The 22,370-nt window shown below is 59.2% G+C and carries 15 protein-coding genes; 8 read left to right on the top strand and 7 right to left on the bottom strand.

The annotated features are described in order from the left end of the window. Positions 1 to 265 precede the first annotated feature (265 nt). Entirely contained in the window at positions 266 to 2,932 is a 2,667-nt protein-coding gene (ppc, locus tag MWU49_RS15505) for a phosphoenolpyruvate carboxylase (protein WP_246974063.1), read from the bottom strand. Positions 2,933 to 3,084: 152 nt separating this feature from the next. Between ppc and MWU49_RS15500 the strand changes: the two genes are divergently transcribed. The 3 genes from MWU49_RS15500 to MWU49_RS15490 all read left to right on the top strand — a co-directional run bounded on the left by MWU49_RS15500 (position 3,085) and on the right by MWU49_RS15490 (position 7,753). Further along, positions 3,085 to 4,026 (top strand): GGDEF domain-containing protein, encoded by a 942-nt coding sequence (locus MWU49_RS15500; RefSeq protein ID WP_246974061.1) that lies wholly within the window; start codon positions 3,085 to 3,087, stop codon positions 4,024 to 4,026. A gap of 76 nt (positions 4,027 to 4,102) precedes the next feature. Beyond that, on the top strand, positions 4,103 to 5,782 hold the full coding sequence (locus tag MWU49_RS15495; RefSeq protein WP_246974059.1) for a serine protease: 1,680 nt from the start codon (positions 4,103 to 4,105) through the stop codon (positions 5,780 to 5,782). Positions 5,783 to 5,824: 42 nt separating this feature from the next. After that, on the top strand, positions 5,825 to 7,753 hold the full coding sequence (locus tag MWU49_RS15490; protein ID WP_246974056.1) for an acyltransferase family protein: 1,929 nt from the start codon (positions 5,825 to 5,827) through the stop codon (positions 7,751 to 7,753). A 176-nt stretch (positions 7,754 to 7,929) separates the two neighbouring features. Here MWU49_RS15490 and MWU49_RS15485 read toward each other — a convergent pair whose 3' ends face one another. After that, positions 7,930 to 8,943: an LLM class flavin-dependent oxidoreductase gene (locus MWU49_RS15485; RefSeq protein WP_246974054.1), complete on the bottom strand. Its 1,014-nt coding sequence runs from the start codon at positions 8,941 to 8,943 to the stop codon at positions 7,930 to 7,932. 196 nt (positions 8,944 to 9,139) lie between these two features. Here MWU49_RS15485 and MWU49_RS15480 point away from each other — a divergent pair, with 196 nt between their 5' ends. Beyond that, on the top strand, positions 9,140 to 10,906 hold the full coding sequence (locus MWU49_RS15480; RefSeq protein WP_246974052.1) for a serine protease: 1,767 nt from the start codon (positions 9,140 to 9,142) through the stop codon (positions 10,904 to 10,906). Between the two features lie 77 nt (positions 10,907 to 10,983). Here MWU49_RS15480 and MWU49_RS15475 read toward each other — a convergent pair whose 3' ends face one another. Together MWU49_RS15475 and MWU49_RS15470 are read right to left on the bottom strand one after the other, a co-directional pair. Beyond that, the gene (locus tag MWU49_RS15475) at positions 10,984 to 12,420 is read right to left on the bottom strand and encodes a hypothetical protein (RefSeq protein WP_246974049.1); all 1,437 of its coding nucleotides are present in this window, start codon (positions 12,418 to 12,420) and stop codon (positions 10,984 to 10,986) included. Positions 12,421 to 12,786: 366 nt separating this feature from the next. Further along, positions 12,787 to 13,242: a CopD family protein gene (locus MWU49_RS15470; RefSeq protein WP_246974046.1), complete on the bottom strand. Its 456-nt coding sequence runs from the start codon at positions 13,240 to 13,242 to the stop codon at positions 12,787 to 12,789. Between the two features lie 163 nt (positions 13,243 to 13,405). On the opposite strand from MWU49_RS15470, the gene MWU49_RS15465 reads away from it, so the two are divergent. Continuing rightward, positions 13,406 to 14,215, top strand: a complete 810-nt coding sequence (locus MWU49_RS15465) for a putative RNA methyltransferase (RefSeq protein ID WP_246974042.1) — start codon at positions 13,406 to 13,408, stop codon at positions 14,213 to 14,215. Between the two features lie 356 nt (positions 14,216 to 14,571). Here the strand turns inward: MWU49_RS15465 and MWU49_RS15460 are convergent, their stop codons facing one another. Then, positions 14,572 to 16,188 carry an FAD-dependent monooxygenase gene (locus MWU49_RS15460; protein ID WP_246974039.1) on the bottom strand — a complete coding sequence of 539 codons (1,617 nt, stop codon included), beginning with the start codon at positions 16,186 to 16,188 and terminating at the stop codon, positions 14,572 to 14,574. A 78-nt stretch (positions 16,189 to 16,266) separates the two neighbouring features. Between MWU49_RS15460 and dinB the strand changes: the two genes are divergently transcribed. Continuing rightward, entirely contained in the window at positions 16,267 to 17,370 is a 1,104-nt protein-coding gene (gene dinB / locus MWU49_RS15455) for a DNA polymerase IV (RefSeq protein WP_246974037.1), read from the top strand. A gap of 227 nt (positions 17,371 to 17,597) precedes the next feature. Here the strand turns inward: dinB and MWU49_RS15450 are convergent, their stop codons facing one another. Continuing rightward, the gene (locus tag MWU49_RS15450) at positions 17,598 to 17,813 is read right to left on the bottom strand and encodes a hypothetical protein (protein ID WP_246974035.1); all 216 of its coding nucleotides are present in this window, start codon (positions 17,811 to 17,813) and stop codon (positions 17,598 to 17,600) included. 248 nt (positions 17,814 to 18,061) lie between these two features. On the opposite strand from MWU49_RS15450, the gene ppnN reads away from it, so the two are divergent. Further along, complete coding sequence (ppnN, locus tag MWU49_RS15445) at positions 18,062 to 19,429, top strand: nucleotide 5'-monophosphate nucleosidase PpnN (RefSeq protein ID WP_246974033.1); 1,368 nt, start codon at positions 18,062 to 18,064, stop codon at positions 19,427 to 19,429. Between the two features lie 717 nt (positions 19,430 to 20,146). Here the strand turns inward: ppnN and MWU49_RS15440 are convergent. Further along, a complete protein-coding gene (locus MWU49_RS15440) occupies positions 20,147 to 20,917 on the bottom strand; it encodes a 3-hydroxyacyl-CoA dehydrogenase (protein ID WP_102792140.1) in 771 nt (256 codons plus the stop codon). A gap of 189 nt (positions 20,918 to 21,106) precedes the next feature. On the opposite strand from MWU49_RS15440, the gene egtB reads away from it, so the two are divergent. Continuing rightward, entirely contained in the window at positions 21,107 to 22,354 is a 1,248-nt protein-coding gene (gene egtB / locus MWU49_RS15435) for an ergothioneine biosynthesis protein EgtB (protein WP_246974030.1), read from the top strand. Positions 22,355 to 22,370 lie beyond the last annotated feature (16 nt).

Raw genomic sequence — 22,370 nt, 5'->3', positions numbered from 1 at the left:
CGATCCGAGCGACAGCGAGGGATAGGGTATAGAAGCGAGTGGCGAGTCACGAGTTTCGAAAACCCAAACCTTTCCGCTTCCATGGGTTTTGATTTTCGTAACTCGAAACTCGGTACTCGCTACGCCGGTTCGTCGCTCTAAAGGATCGCCTGCAGGCAGGCTCCTACGGCGCCCCCCACAGTGATGCGCGGGCACGGCCTTTCCGCTCCCGCCGCGCCCTCCCGCGCAACTGTTCACTATTCACTGTTAACTGTTCACTGCCTTTTCAGCCCGTGTTGCGCAGCCCCGCCGCGATCCCGGCAATAGTTACCATCAAGGCGCTTTCCAGGGTTTCGTCGCCATCGTGACCGCGCAGGCGCGCCATCAGCTCGGCTTGCAGCAGATGCAGCGGATCGGTGTACGGGTCCCGCACGCGGATGGACCAGCGCATCACCGGGTTGTTTTCCAGCAGGTCTTCACGACCCGTCAGTCCACTGAGAGCCTCCACGCACGAGGACAGTTTTTCCCGCAGTACTTCGCCCAGCGCCTGCAGCCCTTCGTCATTGCCGGCCAGCCGCTGTTCGTACCAGCTCGCCACGTTCAGATCCGCCTTGGCCAGTACCATTTCCAGCATGTCCACCACGCCCTGGAAGAACGGCCAGTGGTCGGCCATGTCTCGCACGGTGGCCGCCTGGCCGCTGTCTGCCAGCGCCTCTTCCAGCGCGCCACCGGTGCCCAGCCAAGCCGGCAGCATGAGACGAATCTGGGTCCAGGCGAACACCCACGGGATCGCCCTCAGCGAGCTGATACCCGCATCGGCCTTGCGCCTTGCCGGGCGGCTGCCCAGTGCCAGCCGTGAGAGCTCGGTTTCCGGAGTTACCGTGCGCAGGTAACGGACCAGTTCCGGCTCGTCACGCACCACGCCGCGATAGCCAGCCACCGACACATCGGTGAGCGTTTGCATCTGTTCCCGCCAGGCCGGCTGCGGCACGCAGGGTGGCAACAGGGTGGCTTCCAGGGTGGCCGCCACATACTGGGTCAGATTGAAAACCGCCACAGACGGACGGCCGTATTTGAAGCGAATCACCTCACCCTGCTCGGTGACCCGGATACGCCCGGCCACCGATCCCGGCGGCTGCGACAGCAGCGCCATTCGCGAGGGCGCCCCGCCGCGAGAAATGGAACCACCGCGACCATGAAACAGGGTGAGCGGAATGCCATGTTCGGCAAACAGGGCGGTGAGTTTTTCCTGGGCACGGTACTGGGCCCAGGCCGCGCCGAGAAAACCGGCATCCTTGGCGGAATCGGAATAGCCGATCATCACCTCCTGTCCCTTCTCTACCCGCGCCTTGTAAAAGGGAATGTCCATCAGGGCACGCATGGTGTGTTCGGCGCCATCCAGATCGGACAGGGTTTCGAACAGCGGCACCACCCGCATGGGCTCGGCGACCCCGGCGATTTTCTGCAGCAACATCACTGCCAGTACATCCGAGGGAGTGGTCGCCATGGAAATCACATAGGCCCCCAATCCTTCACTGCCCTGCTCGGCGATCACGGCGCAGGTCTTCAGCACTTCGCCGACGTCCTGACTGCACTCCTCGCTAGTGTGGAAACTGGCATCAATCAGCGGACGGCGGGCTTGCAACTCATCAATGAGGAAAGCCTGGCGCTGCTCTTCATCCCACTGGTGGTAACTGCCCAGTTTCAGATAGCGGGTAATGGCATCCAGGGCGTCGCTATGACGGGTAGATTCCTGGCGAATATCCAGCCGCAGCAAGGTAATGCCGAAACAGTTGAGGCGACGCAGGGTATTTTTCAGATCGCCGTTGGCGATATCCGCCAGGCCCACTTCACGGAGCGACTGATCGATCAGCTTCAGTGGCGCCATCAGCTGGTCGCGGTACACATAACCTTCGCCGTCAGGCTCGGGCAATCCGTCCACCCGGGCTTCCAGTTGCCGACGGGTCAGCCGCAACCGTGCACGCACTTCACGGAGCAATACCCGATAGGGTTCGTGGCTGGGGCCGGTGACAGCCAGCAGTTCCTCGCTGGCAGCTTCCATGGACAGGTCCGCCAGCAGGTTTTCAATGTCACGCAGATACAGATCCGCCGCCATCCAGCGTGCCAACAGCAGCACATCCCGGGTCACGGCCGCGGTCACGTTGGGATTGCCATCCCGGTCGCCGCCCATCCAGGAAGCCAGTTTCACCGGCGCCCAGTCAGTGGGCGGCAGCGGCAGCCCGCGGTCAGCCAGGTGGATCTCCAACTGCCGGGCCATGTCTGGCACTGCCTGCCACAAGGATTGCTCGATGGTGGCAAAACCCCACTTGGCTTCGTCCACCGGGGTCGGTTTTTCCCGGCGGATCTCATCAGTGGTCCAGGCGGCGAGAATGACGCGACGCAACCGGCCACGCAGGATACGCCGCTCCTCATCATTGAGATCCACACGATCCAGCTCACCGAGCAGATCCGCCATCTGGTCATATTTGCGAATCAGGGTACGGCGGGTCACTTCGGTGGGGTGAGCGGTCAGCACCAGTTCCACAGACAGCTCATGCAGGGTTTCGCCGAGCTGCGCATCCGGGATGCCTTGTTCCTTGAGTCGGTCGAGCACATCCAGCAGGCCCTGATCCCCACCGGGATCACCCGGGTAGCGCTGGTGTTGGCGATGCAGGCGCTCGCGGTGGTGCTGCTCGGCAATGTTGCTCAGATTGAGGAACTGACTGAAAGCCCGCGCCACTTCCAGCAGGGTGTCGTCGTCCAATGGCGATAGCAGATCCTTTAGTGTCGATAGCGGCGCGCCCTGCTCACTGCGGGTGGCCACTGATGCCTTGCGGATCTGCTCAATGGTATTGAAGAGATCTTCTCCTGCCTGCTGGCGCAGACATTCACCAAGAAGATCGCCCAGCAAACGAACATTGTCCCGTAATGGTGCATTCACGTTGGGATCCACACTGCCTCCTTGAAATGCGTATCAAATCTGACCTGTTATGACAGTTTTGCGGATTCACATAACAGTTTTAACAAGATTACCCCTGCAGGCATCTTTATTCCTCTGTCCGGCTATCGCAACATAGGCGCCTTCAGAAACAGGGACGAAGTATTATGAGTACAACAAGCCGCATCACGTCTGACCAGGGTGTCGTGCTGATGCAGTACCTGGCCAGAACGCTGTTTGCCCTGCTGGCCGTGATTTACTTTCACAATACGGACCAGTTTTACTTCTCCCTGCCCCAGGCCACTCCGTGGTTGCTGTTTTTTGCTTATGTAGGAATGCAGCTGGGCCTACTGGTCTGGCGTCCAGCCAATGGCGACGCGTTTGCCTCGGCACTGGACCTGATTACCCTGGGCATCGTTATGCTGCTGGATGCCGGCAGCCCCCCGCCCACCATGGCGCTGTTGTTTGTCGCCGTGCTCAGCAACGGGCTGCTGCACGGGCTGAAGCGCTTCCTGATCATGCTGGCCGGTGCCGAAGTGGTACTCGCCATCGTGCTGCCCATCCGGTTGAGTTATGCCTCTACCCCGGACAGCTCCGCCAGTCTGTTCCTGATGGCCGCGCTCAGCATCTGCATGCTGTATTTCGGCCTGATGATCTGGCGCAACCAGGTGCTGGCACGGGCGGCACTGGAAGCCACCTGGCGGGATCCGGATACCGATTTCATCAGTCGCGAAGCGCTGGTCAGCACCGCCGGCTGGCTTGTTCCCCTGCATGACCGCATTTCCTCCCCGCTGACGCTGGTGTTGATCCAGCATGGCGAACTGCCGCAGCTGTCCGACCAGGTCGCCCAGCGCATTCGTCGCAGTGACGTGGCTGCCCGTTACGACGAGACCCAGCTGGCACTACTGCTACCCTGCACGGCTACGGCTGCAGCCGAACAGCTGCTCAATGACCTTCGCGACCGCCACCCGGGTATGCGTGCCGCCCTGATGACGCTTTCCGACGGGGATGTGGCCCTGGAGCAGGCTCTGGCCCATCTTGAGCAAAGCATGGCCCGCACCAGTGAAGACGAAGGCCACTGGCTGGCCCACGCGGCACCGATTCACTGACGAGTCGATACATACCTTCACACAATCACGGAAGCCCGCCCGGTACACTGCATGAAAGCTCAACAGAGACATTCTGATGCAGTGCCTGCGCCTATTAACCGTCAGTGTCACTCTGGCACTGGCGGCCATCTACCCACCGGCAAATGCCGCTGACAACAACGTGGCTACCCCTAGGATTGTCGGGGGGATGGATGCGCCGGTGAATCGGTGGCCATGGATGGCACAACTGGCCATTACCGACCCAAACCTGACGGGGGGGTACCTGTTGTGTGGCGCCAGCCAGCTAAGCACCCGCTGGCTGCTCACCGCTGCCCATTGCATGGAATACCCGAACGGAGACCCGGTCCCGGCCAGTAATGTGTATGCCTTTATTGGGGATACCGATCGCAATAACGTTCCAGCCACCGGTATTCAGGCTCAGCAGGTCCTCGTCCATCGACAATACAGCAACCTGAATCACGACCTCGCCCTGGTACGTATTCCGGCACGCAACAACAGTCAGTGGCCCAGTATCATTCCTTTAGAGGATTATCTTCGTCTGGAAGCCGCACCCTTCGAGCAGCGGGATGAAGCCGTTACCGCGCTGGGATGGGGAGAAACCGGCAACGGTCTCAGTAACGATCTGCAGGAAGTCCAGCTGGATTACCTTCCTCGCAGCCTGTGCCGGGAACTGTCCGGACTGACGATTTCCGACTTTGTTATTTGTGCGGCCGAACAGAATCCGGTCAGCGGCAACAACCAGGACACCTGTTTCGGTGACAGTGGCGGCCCCCTGTTCCTGGGCAGGGATCGCTCCCCATGGGTGGCCGGCATTACCAGTTTTGGCGAGCGCAACTGTGCGACGGGTGCCCCCGGGGGGTACACCCACCTGGCAGCCGAAACCGGTGAGCTGGAAACGCTGACAGCCTCTGCCGGATTCCCTCTGCTGGATCTCGAGCTGCTCTGGAGCAGCACACCACCAGCACGCTTCTACAATGCACCCGATTCCAGTCGTAACCTGACGATGACGCTGAAAAACAACAGCGCCAGTGCCATCAGCAATCCCACACTCAGTTATTCACTGTCGGGTGGTGTCATCGCCACAGCCCAGTGGAGCAACTGCAGCGGCGGCCTGCTCAGCGGCAATCGCTGCTCACCGGTATCCAGCCTCTCCGGCAGCCGCAACCAGTCGCTGATTCTGTATGGCAATAATGGCCAGAATCAGGTGATTACCGTTACCGTGCAGGGAACCGCCGATCAGGAAGACTACCGACGCCGCAACAATACCCTGCAGCAGGTCGTGGTGTTCTCCAACAACCCGGATCTTGCGCTTTCTGTTCGCCAGACCAGCCGCACCACCAACCGCGCCATCGTGGCCGTCACCCTCAGTAATCTGTCCACGCTCAACCCGGCCAGCGGGACCGCACTGCTGTTCACCCTGCCCACGGGCATGAGCCTGAACAACGCGGCAACCCTGGGCTGCACCGGAACCAGTCCGATTCGCTGTCCGCTGGGAGACCTGGCCATGGAAAGCAGCAAGACCCTTAATCTGCAAATCGACAGCAACAATGGCACGAGTCGCAGCCTGACGTTTCAGGCCACGCTCAACGAGCAGGATGTCCCGGCCGGCGACACCACCCAGACACAGACCATCAGCTACAGCCCTGCCCCCACCGTTGCACCGTCCAGCGGCAGCAGTGGCGGACCCTGGTGGCCGGGGATGCTGGCTTTGCTCGGCACCCTGGCCCTGCGCCGCCGCCCTTGTTCCCCGCCCTGACGCCCTATATTCTCCCCGCTTTACCTGTCAGTCGGGAACAACATGGTCGATAACAAACCGGGCTACCGCGCCGATATTGAGGGCTTGCGCGCGCTGGCGGTGATTCTTGTCATCCTCTATCACTTCGAGGTGCCCGGTATTACCGGCGGCTTTATCGGCGTAGATGTATTCTTCGTCATCTCCGGGTTTGTGATCACCCAGCTACTGCAGAGGGCCTTTGCCAAGGGCACCTTCAGCTTCAAGGACTTCTACGCCCGCCGTATCCGCCGTCTGGTGCCTCTGTTTCTGCTGGTATCCACCGTTACCTTCCTGATGATTTCGCCGTTCTACATTGGCGAAGCCTATTACATCTTTGCCAAGAGCTGGCTCTCCTCCCTGATTGGCATCAGCAACCTCTACTATTTCAGTGAGTTGACCCAGTATTTTGCCCCCGAGACCCGATCGCTCTCCCTGCTTCACACCTGGTCACTGGCGGTGGAAGAGCAGCTCTACCTGATCTGGCCGCTGACGCTTTATCTCGCTTACCGCTTTGGCAAGGGCGGCGCGGGTCGCTGGCCTTTCAAGATCACCCTTGTCGCCACCTTTGCCCTCTCCGTCTACATGGCCAACCAATGGCCTGCCGCAGCCTACTACCTGCTGCCGGCGCGCTTGTTCGAATTCATGCTCGGCACTGGCGTAGCCCTGTTTGCTACCCAGCTACCGCGACTGAACCGCCCGGTGGCAGAACTGCTGTCCGTGGCTGGCCTGGCCATGGTCATCGCCACCGCCTTGCTGATCAGCAAACATGATGTTTTCCCGGGGTGGAATGCCCTGTGGCCCACTCTCGGCACCGCCATGGTGATCTATGCCGGCCTGCACCAGCCCGCCACGTTCAGCGCACGCCTGTTGAGCCTGCCGGTAATGGTTTTCTTCGGTGGCATCTCCTACTCCATGTACCTGTGGCACTGGCCACCGGTGGCGCTGATGCATTACCAGCTGCTGGAACTCACCGCCCTGAACCGCATTGCCTTAATGGTGGCAGTGGTGCTGGTGTCCTGGCTCAGCTACCGGTTCGTGGAGAATCGTTTCCGCCACCGCCCCTGGAGCCTGAAAAAGTCTTTCTGGATTCTGGTCTTCACCCCGCTGCTGATCATCTGGGCCATTCAGTCCACCATCCGTATCGCTGACGATCTCAGCTTCCGGATTCCGGAAGAGCGCCGCGAGCTGTACAAAATCATCGCCAACAACAACCCCGCTGATCTCTACAAGCGCTGCTTCAAGGGCGACCCGGTGGCGTTCAACCAGAGCAAGGCCTGCCTGTTTGGCGAAGCATCCGCCGATGGCCAACCCAACAGCATGCTGATCGGCGATTCCCACGGCATCGCCCAGATCGGATTCGTGGAGCAACTGATCGAGGGCAAGGGCTACTCCATGCTGATGGTCACCCGCGCCTCCACCCCCTTCCTGCCCACAGCTTTGGCAGAACAGATTCAGGCGGTGGATCCCACCCAGGTGGCGCGTAACCGCGCACTGAGCGAATACCTCAGCCAACGCCCCATGACCGTGTTCCTGGGAGCCTGGTGGAATTCCTATCTGAGAAGCCCGGTGTTCGAAGATGCCTTTGTGGACACCATCAGCTGGCTGGAAGACAAGGGGCACAAGGTGATTGTGCTGGAGGACGTGCCGGAACTGCCGTCTTCCTCCTATGCGGAATGCTTGCTGAAAAGCATGAAGGACTGCACCGTGAGTGCCGTGGAAGTGGAAAACGAACTGGAAAACTTCTATCGCTTCAAACGCACCGTCAGCCAACAGCATCCGGACGTCATCTGGGTCAATCCGCGCAAGGTGCTTTGTGATGAGGCGCGCTGCCAGACCATACTCAACGGCATCCCCCTGTACCGGGACGAAAGCCACCTGAACAACGTGGGCGCCATTGAGATCGGCAAGGAATACCTGAAGCGCTTTGAGAATCCCCTGCCAGATTTACGCTGAGTAGCATCGCGGTCGAACGACCGCTCCTACATCGCCAAGCGATTCGTGGGAGCGGTGGTTTCACCGCGATAATCGGCCGCCAAAAGCGGCTTTACCACAGGTTTCAAAGAGCGTCCTTCAGTGAACTCTGTGCCCTCTGTGGAAAAACCGCCTTTGAACTTGCCTTTCGAAACTCGTTACTCGCTCCCGCCAACGCCCTCAAACTGCGGCAACGATGCCAGGATATCCAGTGCATGGCGACGCTTGACCGGATCATAGAGATCCACCGTCACCATCAACTCATCCACTTCCACTGTCTCCAGCAGCTGCGCCAACTGCTCTTCGATGACTGCGGCATCGCCGAGCAGCTGTAGGCCCAGGAAGCCTTTCACCCCGGCCTCCTCCTGGGGACTCCACAGCCCGGCCATGCTTTGTACCGGCGGACGCATCCACAGGGGCTGGCCGCGAAACAGGGCAAGGATGCGCTGATAGCTGGTGGTACTGAGGAAACGGGCTTCCTCAACAGAGTCCGCCGGCACCGCAGGTACCGCCAGCATGGCATGGGGCTTGTTCAGCTTCGCCGACGGCTGGAACTGCTCCCGGTAAATACGCAAGGCCTCACGGTACAGACGCGGCGCAAAATGGCCGGCAAAGGCATAGGCCAGCCCCAGCTGCGCGGCCAGCTGGGCGCTGTACAGGCTGGACCCCAGCAACCAGATCGGCACCTCGGTGCCCGCCCCGGGAATGGCGTTGACCCCCTGGGAGGCATCCAACGGGCCGAGCAAGCGCTGCAGCTCTGCCACATCCTGCGGGAATTGCTCAGCACCAATGCCATCCCGTCGCAACGCCCGGCTGGTCAACGGGTCCGTGCCCGGCGCCCGCCCCAGGCCCAGATCAATCCGGCCCGGGTAAAGAATTTCCAGGGTGCCGTACTGCTCGGCAATTACCAGTGGTGGATGATTGGGCAGCATCACCCCGCCGGAGCCCACCCGGATAGACTCGGTCTGACCAGCAATATGCCCGATCAACACCGAGGTAGCAGCACTGCTGATGCCCTGCATGTTGTGATGCTCAGCCAGCCAGAAACGCCGGAACCCCAGAGACTCCGCATGCCGGGCATAAGCCACACTGTTCTCCAGCGTCTGCCCGATAGTGTCGCCCTCGCGGACGGACGCCAGTTCCAGCAGGGAAAAGGGAATAGATGTGGCCATAAAAGACTCCCGGGAGCAGTACGTGAGACAATCAGAGCAGCAGATAATATGGAGATGGGCGCTACAGGGTAATGGGGGCAGAAAAGCCGATGACAACCCGGCTCAATGGCTGCGTTAAAGTGTAGGCTCGTTCCTGTATAAACCATTACGCAAGAACATAATAATCGTCTTATCAAGGATGTAACGGGGGAAATCAATGATCCGAAAAACAGGCTTCGCACTGGCGTCACTGCTTGTCTGCCAGCCATTGATAGCCAATACGGCCACACCGCGTATTGTCGGTGGCGAGAAAGCGGCCCCCGCCTGGAAAACGCTGGTTGCCTTGATCAGCAAAAGCCGAAAACAGCAAGCCTCTGCAGACCCCGTCTTCCAGGCCCAATTCTGTGGCGGCACTCTACTGTCAAAAGACTGGGTGCTGACTGCCGCTCACTGCGTCGACGGCATGCCAGTGCATGATCTGGAAATCCTGGTGGGCAGCCAGACTCTGGACATCCCGGAGAACAGTTCGCAACTCAAGGATGCCGCCCAGGTTTACATCCACCCCGATTACATCCCGCCCACGACCCGCAATGACATTGCCCTGATTCGACTGGGCGAATTCGCAGACCCCGGTCTTTCCAGTGTAGGCACCGGGGTGCTAGCTCTGGATAGCACCGATGCTCTGGTGTCTGACTCACCAGACTACGACGACATTCTCGCCGCTCTGGGCTGGGGAGTGATCACATATAGCGAGGATGACACCCCACAATACCCCACCGAATTACAGGAAGTAGCGCTGGATTTTGTTCCCAATCCCATTTGCCAGAATCTGTATAACCTGGCCGGCGGCGGCACCATCTTCAGCTCCATGATCTGTGCCAATGAGCCTGATCCGGATCCTGTAGAACAAGACCCCTTTGGTGAGGATTCCTGTCAAGGTGATAGCGGTGGCCCCCTGTTCTTCGGCACCACACCGTCCAATGATCACCCTCAAGTGGGCATCACCAGTTTTGGCGGCACCTGTGGCGATGCCGAAGTACCTGGAGGCTATTCCCGGGTTTCCAGCTTCCTGGGCTGGATCGAACAAGTCAGCTCCATTCAGCGTCCGCTGCGGGATCTGACCATCCCCGAAGACACCCTGCACTATCAGGGAGTCTCAACCATCCCCTTTGCCGTGACCATCACCAACAATGGCAACAGCGCAGCCACCGGCTTTGCCATCACCATTGAGCATAGCAAGTCACTGACTCTCACCGAGCTGGAAGACGACCTGAGCTGCGCCACTGAGGGCTCCACAAAGCTGTCATGCTTCTACTCAGGGGATGCCATTCCTGGTAACAGCAGCAAGGCCTTGGCCTTTTCCGCGCTGGATGACTTGAGCCGGGAAACGGGATCTGAAACCTTGACTGTAGAGGTTACCCTGGACGAGTACCGTGACTACCACCGCCTCAACGATAGCGGCCAGGTATCGCTGTTCTTCGGCTATCCCACTGTCAGCATTGCCGCCGAGCCCTTCTGTCTCAATCCAGGTGACAGTAGCGTGCAAATGCGCGTGGAAGCCACCCTGTCCAACAGCAGTATGACAATTCACTCTGAAGGCAGCGTGGTCACCGGCACCCTGCCGGAAAGCCTGACACTGCTTGGCAAGGCCTCGCCCAACTGCAGCGTCGACGAACTTAACCAGTTCACCTGTACCGTGGGGCAGCTGGAGGCAGACACGGAGCTATCAGCCGTCATCGCCGTCACCGCCGCATCGGACACTCAGGAAAGTCTGCAGGTTGCAGTGGAGAACGATAATGGTTTTACCGTCGGTTCCACCCTGTCTACCACAGTAGCGCTGGACTTCAGCCGCGAAGACCTGCCCACCTGCCCGACAATTCCATCACCTTCAACGTCGTTGGTGAGCAGCAGTAGTGGTGGAGGAAGCCTGCCGATGGCACTACTCGGGCTGATGACGCTCTTGGGGCTGCGCCGCAAAGACTGAAGAAAACAACGAGTCCAATCTAAAAAAAGGCCAGCAAACTGCTGGCCTTTTTTAACTACCTGTCGACACCGGAGACGTCACTCATCAGCTTCAGCTATCTGCCGGTCTTGTTTACTCATGACCAACTCAATCAACTTGTCTCTTGCGGAACGATTTCCCATATACCGCATGAGATATATACCCATCTGATACAGCTCCACATCCTCTAGAACCGAACCTCGCTCCTGCAGCGATTGAATGTTCTTTGACACGATGTCTTTGACGGTCATCTTTTCAGTCAAATAGACAGTGGCAGATCCACCTGCTCGGGTATAAAACACCCTGACGCCAAACTGCTCCTCATCATCCATGTGCCGCTCTTTCAGTACTCGCCCTTCTTCCAGAGCCCGAGCAAAAGTACCATTGGTAATCATGTCCGAATAATAAAGGCGCTTGCCGGGCTTAATGGAATTCTGCGCCATGGGCTGCCTTCTAACACCACCAGCATTCATGAAATCAACACGACGAACGCTCACTTCGCTATCTGAAACATTTACGATGGACAACAGTCCGTTTTCAAATTCTGCCGCCAGAACCTCGCCCTTGGTGGAATACTCGAGGACAATGGTCTCGGGTATTTTCCACTGGGTGACCTCCATATGACCTCGGCTAACTACCTGCCCGTCATCCCATTCAGCTGAAATATCGCAAGACGATGCCTTGATAAGATGCTGAAGCCTGCTGCCCGGACATATCACACCAAGCTCTATGTCATTCACCTGGCTTTTATCAGCAAGGCGACGACTCAGAATTTCCAGCCCAAGCACCAGTTCTTCAAGACTCCCTGCCTGCAAAGGCTCTACTCTCCAAGGGAAGCTCGGCATCACATCATAAAAGAAGTCATCGCGGACACCCTCGCCCCCATCAAACCCCATCATTGCAAGAGACACCTCACTGGTCTTGCCGGTAATCGCTGACTTTACATCATTCTCAAACCGGATAATGTCCTTCCATGCAGCCTGATAGCGCTCAACCAGTGCTTTGAAAGCATCATGATCCAGGCGGGACTCAGCATCACGCCGGGCATCATTGAGCTCATCCCAGGCAACCTGCACATCCCATGGCATCTTTCCAAATAGAGGCTTTAACCCCAGAGTCAGCACGGTCCCGGTGATGCTATTCAAAACATCCGGGCTGGATTTTCTAAACAAGTCTGGACGACTTTCAGGACAAGTATCCTTTCCTATCAAACGCTTTACACAGTGGCGGCCTTTGGAATCCCATGCAGGCTTACTGTTAAAAATATCGACCCAGGGTTCTTCTGGAACAGACGCGGAACGATATTCTGCGTAGTGATAGCCATCACCCTCAGCTTCCAAGCGTCCATAGAGAGATGGAACATTTACCTTAGCGTTCAGAGCAGTTAACAACTCTCCTACAGCCGTTGCCGGTGATTTCGGCGCATCGCCCGCATGCGCGCCTCCTCCGCATACAAACAGCATCCCCAGTAATAATTGCATTCCCTTCTTATACATAGTGATCCTTGGTCAAGACGTAAAAGGGAGCAAGATACGACCAACGATATAAAGTTAAAGGCGTAGCAAGGTTTTTTGGGAACGGCTGCCCACAATCTTGTCAGGCAAAGATCAAAGAGCGGTATTCCTACATACGAGCCACGCTTTTGGTTGATATAGTGGGCGGTTTTTCAAAAGAGGCTCAGATCTCAACTTACCCCCGGGTTTTCATTTCTCCCCTCAAGTGCCCAAGCTGTAATCAACCGCTGGCTCACACTGACAACACCTGGCAGTGTGAAGCTGGCTATCGCTTCAACCGCGCCCGGCGTGGCGATACCAACTTGCTGATGGCGCATAGCCTAAGCAAATGACTGCGACGAAGGCTCCCTACATATACCGACCACCGGCTCCGATCAGTACAACGATCAGCCCAAGAATGAGGTTCGTACCCACCAACATGCGGATCTGCCCCACCCTGCGCCCGGCTTCCTCGGGATCCTGATTGGCCACGGCCTGCTTCAAACGCCGGAAAGGGGCAAAATAAACGTGAAAATAGATCAACATCATCACCAGCCCCAGGCCTTGCATGGCATGAATATGCCAACCGGCTCCCGCCATGCCGCCGAATACGCTGAAGATCATCCAGTACCCGGTTGCCAGCAACAGCACCACGGCTACCCACACCCAACGGAAAAACCGGGACAGGGTATGACACCAGAGCGCGCCTCGCTGCGACGCATCAATGGCCTCAACGACCGCTGGCCGCATGGCCATATAGGCGAAAAACATGCCGCCCACCCAGATGACGACGGACAGAACATGCAGGGCGATGGCCAAACTCATAATGCAACTCCGGCAAGAAAACGGTGAGATGAGCATAAGCCTCACCCACTTCAAAACCAAACCCTCCTTCCTGACAAGAATTTGAGGCCCGTCATTTGCCCCTCCCTACCCTTCCTCCCACGTCTGTGTTTCACTCTGCCTGCCAATGCCACCTGACACGACCATGCCGAACCTCAAGTGCCCCAGCTGCGACCTGCCTCTCTCCCTCACTGACAACACTTGGCAGTGTGAAGCCGGTCATCGCTTCGACCGCGCCCGGCGCGGCTACACCAACCTGTTGCTGGCCCAGCATCGCCGTTCCCGTTCTCCCGGTGACGACAAGGCCATGGTGCAGGCGCGTACCGCCTTTCTGGATCTCGGGCGCTATCAACCGCTGGCGGATGTGCTGCTGAAAGCGCTGCCCGCTAAACCGGACGGCGACTGGCTGGATCTGGGCTGTGGCGAGGGTTGGTACAGCGAACAGTTCGCCAGCCAACTTGGTGCGGAGCGCGGGGTCGGCGTGGATATTTCCAAGTTCGCCATCGATGCCGCCGCCAAGCGCAACAAGCAACTGACCTGGCTGGTGGCCAGCGGCGCCCGCCTGCCCCTGTTTGATGAGAGCATGGCGCGGGTGCTGGTGCTGTTCACCCGCCTGTTCACGGATGATATTGCCCGGGTACTGAAACCTGGCGGAGAACTGATTGTCGTTGGTACCGGAGAAAACCACCTGATGCCGCTGCGAGAGGCGCTTTACGAGGATGTGCGTCAGTCGGGCTTCGATGCCGGCAAGTTCCTTGATGATCGCTTTGCGCTCATCGATAGCGAAGAGGTGCAGTTCGAATGGACCCCGGAAGATGAACAGGAACTGCAAAACCTGCTCACCATGACCCCCCACCACTGGCGCGCCAAACCGTCTGCCAAGGCCGACATCGGCAAGTTGGCGGGCAAGGTGATGCCGGCGCACTTTATTGTTCAGCGTTATCGAAAACAGTGAACAGTGAACAGTGAACAGTGAACAGTGAACAGTGAACAGTGAACAGTGAACAGTGAACAGTGAACAGTGAACAGTGAACAGTGAACAGTGAACAGTGAAGGCTGCCCGACCGGCATATTCTGTCAAGATTTTTCTTATCTTTTTTTGATTTTAAACGCATGAGACCGCGCCCGAAATCCGGGCGCGGTCTCATGGATTTCAACTAACATGACGCGTTTCTTTACTCTGCCTTTCGAAACTCGCTTCTCGTAACTCGAAACTTTATTCCCCCTCGCTGTCGCTCGGATCGCCATGCAAGCATAGGCTCCTACAGCGGCTTCGTCAGGGCGGTTTGGGGTATCGCTGTTAACTGTTCACTATTCACTGTTAACTTTTTTCAACACCGTATCCAGATACTCCAAAAGGTGATCCGCATTGCTCACCGGCGCCCGATACGCCAGGTGTCCGTCCGGGCGCATTAGCCACAGGCGCGGGCCGTGGCCGAAGGCGGCGGCGAAGTGGCCTTCGTGGTCCTGCCAGATGCGGGTGGTACCTTCACGGGGGACTTCAGCATGGGGGGTCGCTTGCGCTGCTACGACGGTGAGGTGAGCGCGGTCCCGGTAGTCCTGACCCAGACGATCACTGAAGGCATAGAGCACCAGCTTCTCGTTGTGTTCCGGGTTATCGCTTAATTGCAGAATCAGGTGATGCACCGGCTTTCGCAGCAGGTCATGCAGCTGGTGTAGATGGCCGGTTCGTACCGACTTGAGGGGCGCATCCGGCAGACGGTCCCCCGGCAACGGCCCTTCCCGGCGCCAGCCCAGTTCCGATTCCGGGCCACTGGTGACGATGGGAGAATGCCGATAGTGCACGTCCAGCTGGCTGGCGGTGCGCAGGATGCGGCTGGACAGCCGGTTTCGCCCACCTGCCAGCTTGAGCAGGGAATCACGGCTGCGGCGCAGCAGCGGCAGCTTCACCAGCGACGCCCGGGACAGCATATCCACCCCGTAGATCATCTTTTCCGCCACCGGACGCCGCTCCTGCTCGTAGCTGTCGAGCAGTTCGCCACTGCCAAAGCCGTTCAGGTAGTAGCCCAGCTTCCAGCTCAGGTTGAAGGCATCGGCCAGGCCCGTGTTCATGCCCTGGGCGCCCAGCGGGCTTTGCACATGGGCGGCATCGCCGGCCAGATAGACCCGGTTGCGACGGTAATGCTGCGCCAGCCGGCGCTGCACGGAAAATTCACTGATCCAGCGCGGCTCGCCCAGATCCGGTTTCTCGCCCAGAATCAGCGCCAGCCGCTCCTCAAAGATGGACACGTCCAGCGGTGCTTCCGGTGGCGTATCGGTGGCCATGATCAGACGCCAGCCCGACGGCAGGGGCAAGGCAATCAGCAGCCCTTCTTCCTGAAGAAAGCCGTGGGAGCTGTCGCTGCGCCAGGGGCTTTCCCAGTCCACATCGGCCAGCAGAAAGTGCTCGCTGTATTCCACGCCGTGGAAGCCGATACCCAGCTGCTGGCGCACGGTGGAGCCCACGCCATCGGCGCCAATCATGACGTCACTCTGCAGGGTCTGCGTCTCGGTACCCTGGCGGATCCTGGCGGTAACGCCGGAACCATCCTGGGTGAAATCCAGCAGTTCTACCTCGCGCACCAACTCGCCACCCAGGGCCTTGAAGCGCTGGATCAGAATCTCTTCTACCTGGGACTGGGGGCAGCTGAGCACCCACGGATAAGGGGCATCAAGGGACGTCAGATCCAGTTCGAACAGGAAACCGTTGTCACCGTAGACGGATACCGCCTTGAGCACCCGGGACGCCTTGCGAACCGGCCCCAGCACATCCATGGCGGCAAACACTTCAAGACTACGTGAATGCAGCCCCAGCGCCTTGGACCAGGGTGAAGGCGCTTCCAGACGATCAATAATGGTGCAGGCAATGCCCTGCCGGCGCAGCCCGATGCCGAGCGTCAGGCCGGTGGGCCCGGCCCCGACAATCAATGCCTGGGGCGTGCTGTTCTCCGTAATGGCGATGGTACAATCTCCTTATTGCTGCAATCTGGCCAACACCCGGTGACCATGACCCCGCCTACCCGCAAAATCATCCACGTGGACTGCGACTGCTTCTATGCCGCCGTAGAAACCCGTGATGACAAGAGCCTGCGCGGCAGGCCGGTTGCCGTGGGCGGCGATCCCCACCGACGTGGCGTCATTGCCACCTGTAATTACCCTGCCCGGCACTTTGGTGTGCACTCGGCCATGGCCTCATCCCAGGCCCTGAGACTGTGCCCGGACCTGATCATCGTGCCACCCAACTTCGACAAGTATCGCAAGGTATCCGCCCAGATCCACGATATCTTCAAACGTTATACCGCGCTCATTGAACCGCTGTCACTGGACGAAGCGTATCTGGATGTCTCGCAAAGTGAACAGTATGAGAATAGCGCAACCCGCATTGCCGAGGCGATTCGCAACGAAGTGCGCCAGCAGCTGGGGATTACCGTCTCGGCCGGGGTGGCTCCCAACAAGTTTCTCGCCAAGGTGGCCAGCGACTGGCGCAAGCCCGATGGCCTGTTCGTGATCACCCCCGCCCAGGTGGAGGACTTTGTCGCCACTCTGCCGGTCAAGAAGATCTCCGGGGTGGGCAGGGTTACCGCCGAGAAGATGGCCAGCCTCAAACTGCACACCTGTGGAGACCTGCAAGGTTTGAGCCGGCTGGAACTGGCCCAGACCTTCGGCAGCTTTGGCGAGCGCCTGTATCACCTCTCGCGGGGGGAAGATAACCGACCGGTGCAGACCGGCCGACGGCGTAAATCCGTCTCCGTGGAGCGCACCTATGACAAGGATCAGCCCACTCTGAAAGAGTGGCTGCGGGAACTGGATACCCTGCTGGACAAGCTCAAGGAGCGGTTTGCCAAACTGGACCAGAATTACCTGATCAGCGGCCTCACCGCCAAGGTGAAATACCAGGATTTCGTCAGCCTGAGCTGCGACAAGGCCGGCACAGACCTGGACCGGGAGCATTTCGAGGCGTTATTCGAGCAGCTCTGGGAACGCCGCCAGGGGCCGGCAAGGTTACTCGGCATCGGCGCCCGACTTCGGGACATGAAAGCGCCCCAGCAGCCAGACCTGTTTCCCGAGGAATGGGACAAGGCGCTACGACAGCGGCGCGGGAAGAGCTAGGGGCGCAAGCTTCAAGCTTCAAGCTACAAGCTACAACACGGGGAAAGGCGATCGTTGCTGAAAGGTTCTCGCTACGCGCTGATAGGCGGGAGCCGTCAGACACAGGGTGCTTCCAGGTCAGGAATGAACGCTTTTGCTCTGGGCCCACCCTGACGGGCAGCGCGGAGCCACAGGGTTTCCGCCACTCCAAACCTCCGCTTCGTGTTGCAGCTTGAAGCTTGAGGCTTTCAGTGAACCGAGTGCCCCACCCGCTCCAGCAATTCCGCCGGCATCAGGCCATCCATCAATTCGCGTCCGCGCTGCTTCACCGGCTCCATCTGGCTGTCCAGATAAGAATCCAGGGTGGCGACACAATCCGCGCAGCGGGTCATGGTGTCGCTATCGGGGTGGTCGGCCAGGGCCTGCACCGCCATTTCCAGTTCATTGAGATACTTGAGCAACATGGTTTGCTCCCTCACTAAAGACTACATGCCGTGATCGGCAACCCATCCACAATAAGACACTTTCAAGTCAGCCTCATGACACAGGTCATGCAGCCAGTGTGCCAATGCAGATATTTCTGTGACGCGAACCGGGTAGCACCGTTCCCGCCGGATTGTAAAAAAGCCGGTAGCCACCCCCGGCTTTTCTTCACAAGCACCCCGCCAGCCTTTCAGTTACCCTAAAGGCTGATTGCGAGGAAAAGCCCTTTATGACCAAGACAGTAACGACGATTGTCGCCCCGGAAGGCACCCTGGAAGTGCTCAGCCAGCACGAGGTGGAGCGCCTGCGGGACACCTCCGGCAGCGGCCTGCATGACCTGCTGCGGCGCTGCGCCCTGGCGGTACTGAACAGCGGCACCCCCACCGACGACAGCCGTGAGGTGCTGGAGACCTACAAGGATTTCGACATCGAGGTGATCCAGGAAGACCGCGGCCTGCGGCTCAAGCTGGAAAACGCCCCGGCTGGCGCCTTTGTGGATGGGCGCATGATTCGCGGGATTCGTGAGCACCTGTCTGCGGTGCTGCGGGACATTGTCTATGTCTCCAACGAAATCCAGAACAACGACAGCTTTGACCTGAACAACAGCCAGGGCATTACCAACGCGGTATTTCATATCCTGCGTAATGCCGGCGCGCTGAAATCCGGTTATTCCCCGAACATGGTGGTGTGCTGGGGCGGGCACAGTATTTCCCGCGAAGAGTATGACTACAGCAAGAGTGTGGGCTACCAGCTGGGCCTGCGTCACAAGGACATCTGCACCGGCTGCGGCCCCGGCGCCATGAAGGGCCCCATGAAGGGCGCCCACGTGGCCCACGCCAAGCAGCGCTTTGAGGGCGGTCGCTATCTGGGGATTTCCGAGCCTGGCATCATCGCCGCCGAGGCCCCCAACCCCATCGTCAACGAACTGGTGATCATGCCGGATATCGAGAAACGGCTGGAAGCCTTTCTGCGTGTGGGTCACGGCATCATCGTATTCCCCGGCGGCGTCGGTACCACGGAAGAAATTCTCTACCTGCTGGGCGTGCTGATGCACCCCAACAATGCCGACATGCCATTGCCGGTGGTGTTTACCGGCCCGGCCAGCAGCGCCCCCTACTTCGAGCAGGTGGATGCTTTCATCCGCTCGACCCTGGGCCCACAGGCGGCCAATCGCTACCAGATCATCATCGACGACCCGACTGCAGTGGCCATGGCCATGTGCCACGGTATCGACCGGCTGACCCTGTTCCGCCGCGACAATGATGATGCCTTCTACTTCAACTGGCGCCTGACCGTGCCGCTGGAATTCCAGCAGCCGTTCATCCCCACCCATGACGCCATGGGAGGGCTCGACCTGAGCCTGGAGCAGCCGGTGCACCAGCTGGCCGCCAACCTGCGCCGCGCCTTCTCCGGCATCGTCGCCGGGAATGTGAAAGAACAGGGCATCCATGCCATCGAGCAGCATGGTCCCTATCAGCTGCATGCCCCGGGCGAACTGATGACCCAGCTGGACAGCCTGCTCAAGGCGTTTGTCACCCAGCACCGGATGAAGTTGCCGGGCACTACTTACAAGCCGTGTTATGAGTTGGTGGGGTGAAAGGCAGCTTCTAGCTATGAGCTGTGAGCTGCGAGGAAAACCCAGCCTGCAGGAGCGTCGCTGGCGGCGCGATTAGGCAATAGCGAGTAACGAGTTTCGAGTTGCGAAAACCTTGAATGAAAGCGTTTTTTGAGGTTTTTGCCTTTCGAAACTCGCTTCTCGTGACTCGCGACTCATCACCTACCTTGAGCCTGGCTGTACCTGTGGGAGCGTGCCTGCACGCGATGGAAAGGCAGGAGCGAGTTGAAAGTTTAAAGTTGAAAAGGAAAGACAAAAGCCAGACCAGGGGTGCAGGCGAGGGGTTGGCTTTTTGTGGGAGTCTGCTTTCAGACGAAGATTTTGGCTATTCGCGTGCAGGCACGCTCCCACAGCGAGGTCCGTTAACCCTTCACCGCGCCCACTGAGGGAGCCCTTGTTTGCTAAACCCTCTGGATGCGACCGAGAATTGACACAAATCCGAAAATCGCGGTGGAACCACCGCTCCTACAAAACAGGGAGCGCCCCCTTGTAGGAGCCTTGCTCGCAAGGCGATCCGCCCGCAGGGACATGAGCTCTCGTTGCCGGGCAAGATAGACTCTCCCCCGTGTTCTCTGCGGTGACCTTAGCCTGTTGCGTGATGCATGAAGCGTGACGCAGCCGCTGAGCGGCCACAAAAAAGCCCCGGAAAACCGGGGCTTTTTGCATGCTGCGTGTAGCGTGACGCGTGGTGCGTCTCGTTTACCGCGGCTGCATACGGATACCGCCATCGATACGGATGGTTTCGCCGTTGAGGAACTTGTTCTCGATCATGTGGCAAACCAGCTGACCGTATTCTTCCGGGTTACCCAGACGCTTGGGGAACTGGGTCATTTCGATCAGAGGCTGCTTGACCTTGTCCGGGGCCGCGTTCATCAGCGGGGTGTTGAAGATACCCGGGGCGATGGTGTTGCAACGGATGCCCAGCGGCGCCAGGTCACGGGCGATCGGCAGGGTCATGCCAACAACCGCACCCTTGGTGGCGGAGTAGGCAACCTGGCCAACCTGACCGTCAAAGGCGGCGACGGAAGCGGTGTTCACGACCAGACCACGCTCGTTGTCTTCACCCGGCTCGTTCTCGGCCATGGCGGCAGCGGCAAGACGGGTCACGTTGAAGGTACCGATCAGGTTGATCTGTACGACCTTGCTGAACACACCCAGATCATGGGGCTTGTTCTCGCGGCCAACGGTCTTCATGGCAGAGCCGACACCGGCACAGTTCACGGCCACGTGGACAGCACCGAACTTGTCCAGGGTCGCCGCGATGGCAGCCTGTACAGAAGCTTCGTCGGTCACGTCAGTCTTGACGAAAGCGGCGTTGTCGCCCAGCTCAGCAGCGACAGCCAGCCCCTGCTCTTCGTTCAGGTCCAGAATCATCACTTTGCCGCCTTTGGCTACGATAGCCTGGGCAGTGGCGTGACCAAGACCGGATGCACCACCGGTGATAACGGCAACTTTATCGGTAATGTTCATATGCTCTCCTTGGGTATGGGGCCATGAGGAGTCACTGAGACACGAGCCACGTATTCCAATGACGCCGAAACAATGCCCGGAGTATACCCACCTGCTCCATGGCCCTCATTGTTGCTTTCGCTCAATCCGCCAGTGGATTAAGGTGAGATTGCGTCAATGGAAGATTGCAACGGCACGGGAGGGAGAACCTTGCCTGAGATCGCCCGACAGGAAGATCCCGCGGGGCTGGCCCGCGACTACGTGCGCATTCGCCAGTTCAGCGAGCAGCTGTGTGCGCCACTGCAACCCGAGGACATGGGCCTGCAGGCCTGCCCGGACGTGAGCCCGCCACGCTGGCATCTCGCGCACACCACCTGGTTCTTCGAAACCTTTCTGCTGCTCCCCCATCTGCCCGGTTACCAGCCCTTTAATCCCGCTTTCGAATACCTGTTCAACAGCTACTACAACGGCATTGGTGAACAGTACCCCCGCCCCCAACGGCACTTGCTGTCGCGCCCGACGATGGACGAGGTGCTGGCGTGGCGCCGGCAGGTCGATCAGGCCATGCTGCAGCTGCTGGAGACGGCTCCGCAGCTCACCAACCTGGTGGCACTGGGCCTGAATCATGAGCAGCAACATCAGGAGCTGCTGCTCACCGACATCAAGTACAGCCTGTCCTTCAACCCGCTGTCCCCGACGCTGGCCGAACCCGAGGCTGGCGGCCAGCAACCCGCCCCGGTCCTCACCTTTCAGGCGTTTACCGGCGGCAAGGTGCTGCATGGCGCCGACCCGGGCGACGGCTTTGTATTCGATAATGAGACACCCCGCCACCCGGTCTGGCTGGCCCCGTTCCGGATCGCTAACCGTCCGGTCAGCCAGGGGGAATACCGTGCTTTCATCGACGACGGCGGATACCAGCGACCGGAGCTGTGGTTGTCCGATGGCTGGGCCTGGGTGCAGGAGCAGCAAATCCGGCGCCCGCTGTACTGGCATGAGGACCTGACCCACCACTGGACCCTGGCCGGTATTCAGCCATTGCTCCCCGGCCACACCCTTACCCATGTGAATTACTACGAAGCCGATGCCTATGCCCGCTGGGCAGGATATCGCCTGCCCACAGAGCAGGAGTGGGAGCACGCCGCCCACCACAGCGGGCAACCCGGGCAGTTTGCCGATACAGGCCGTTTCCAGCCCGGGGCTGTGCAGGAAGGCACTCTGACTCAGTTACTTGGCGATGTCTGGGAATGGACCGCCAGCGCCTATCTTCCTTACCCGGGCTTCCGCACCGCTGACGGCGCGGTGGGGGAGTACAACGGCAAATTCATGTGCAACCAGATGGTGCTGCGCGGCGGCTCCTGTGTGACCCGCCAGGACCATATCCGCACCACTTACCGCAACTTCTTCTACCCCCATCACCGCTGGCAGTTCAGCGGCATCCGCCTGGCCGCGGACGGTTAACCCCGATAACAACAAC

It is taken from the genome of Alcanivorax sp. S6407 (genome assembly GCF_023016115.1).
Lineage (GTDB): Bacteria > Pseudomonadota > Gammaproteobacteria > Pseudomonadales > Alcanivoracaceae > Alcanivorax.
Note: the sequence above shows the minus strand (reverse complement) of the source record. Positions and strands in the feature narration are given on the sequence as shown.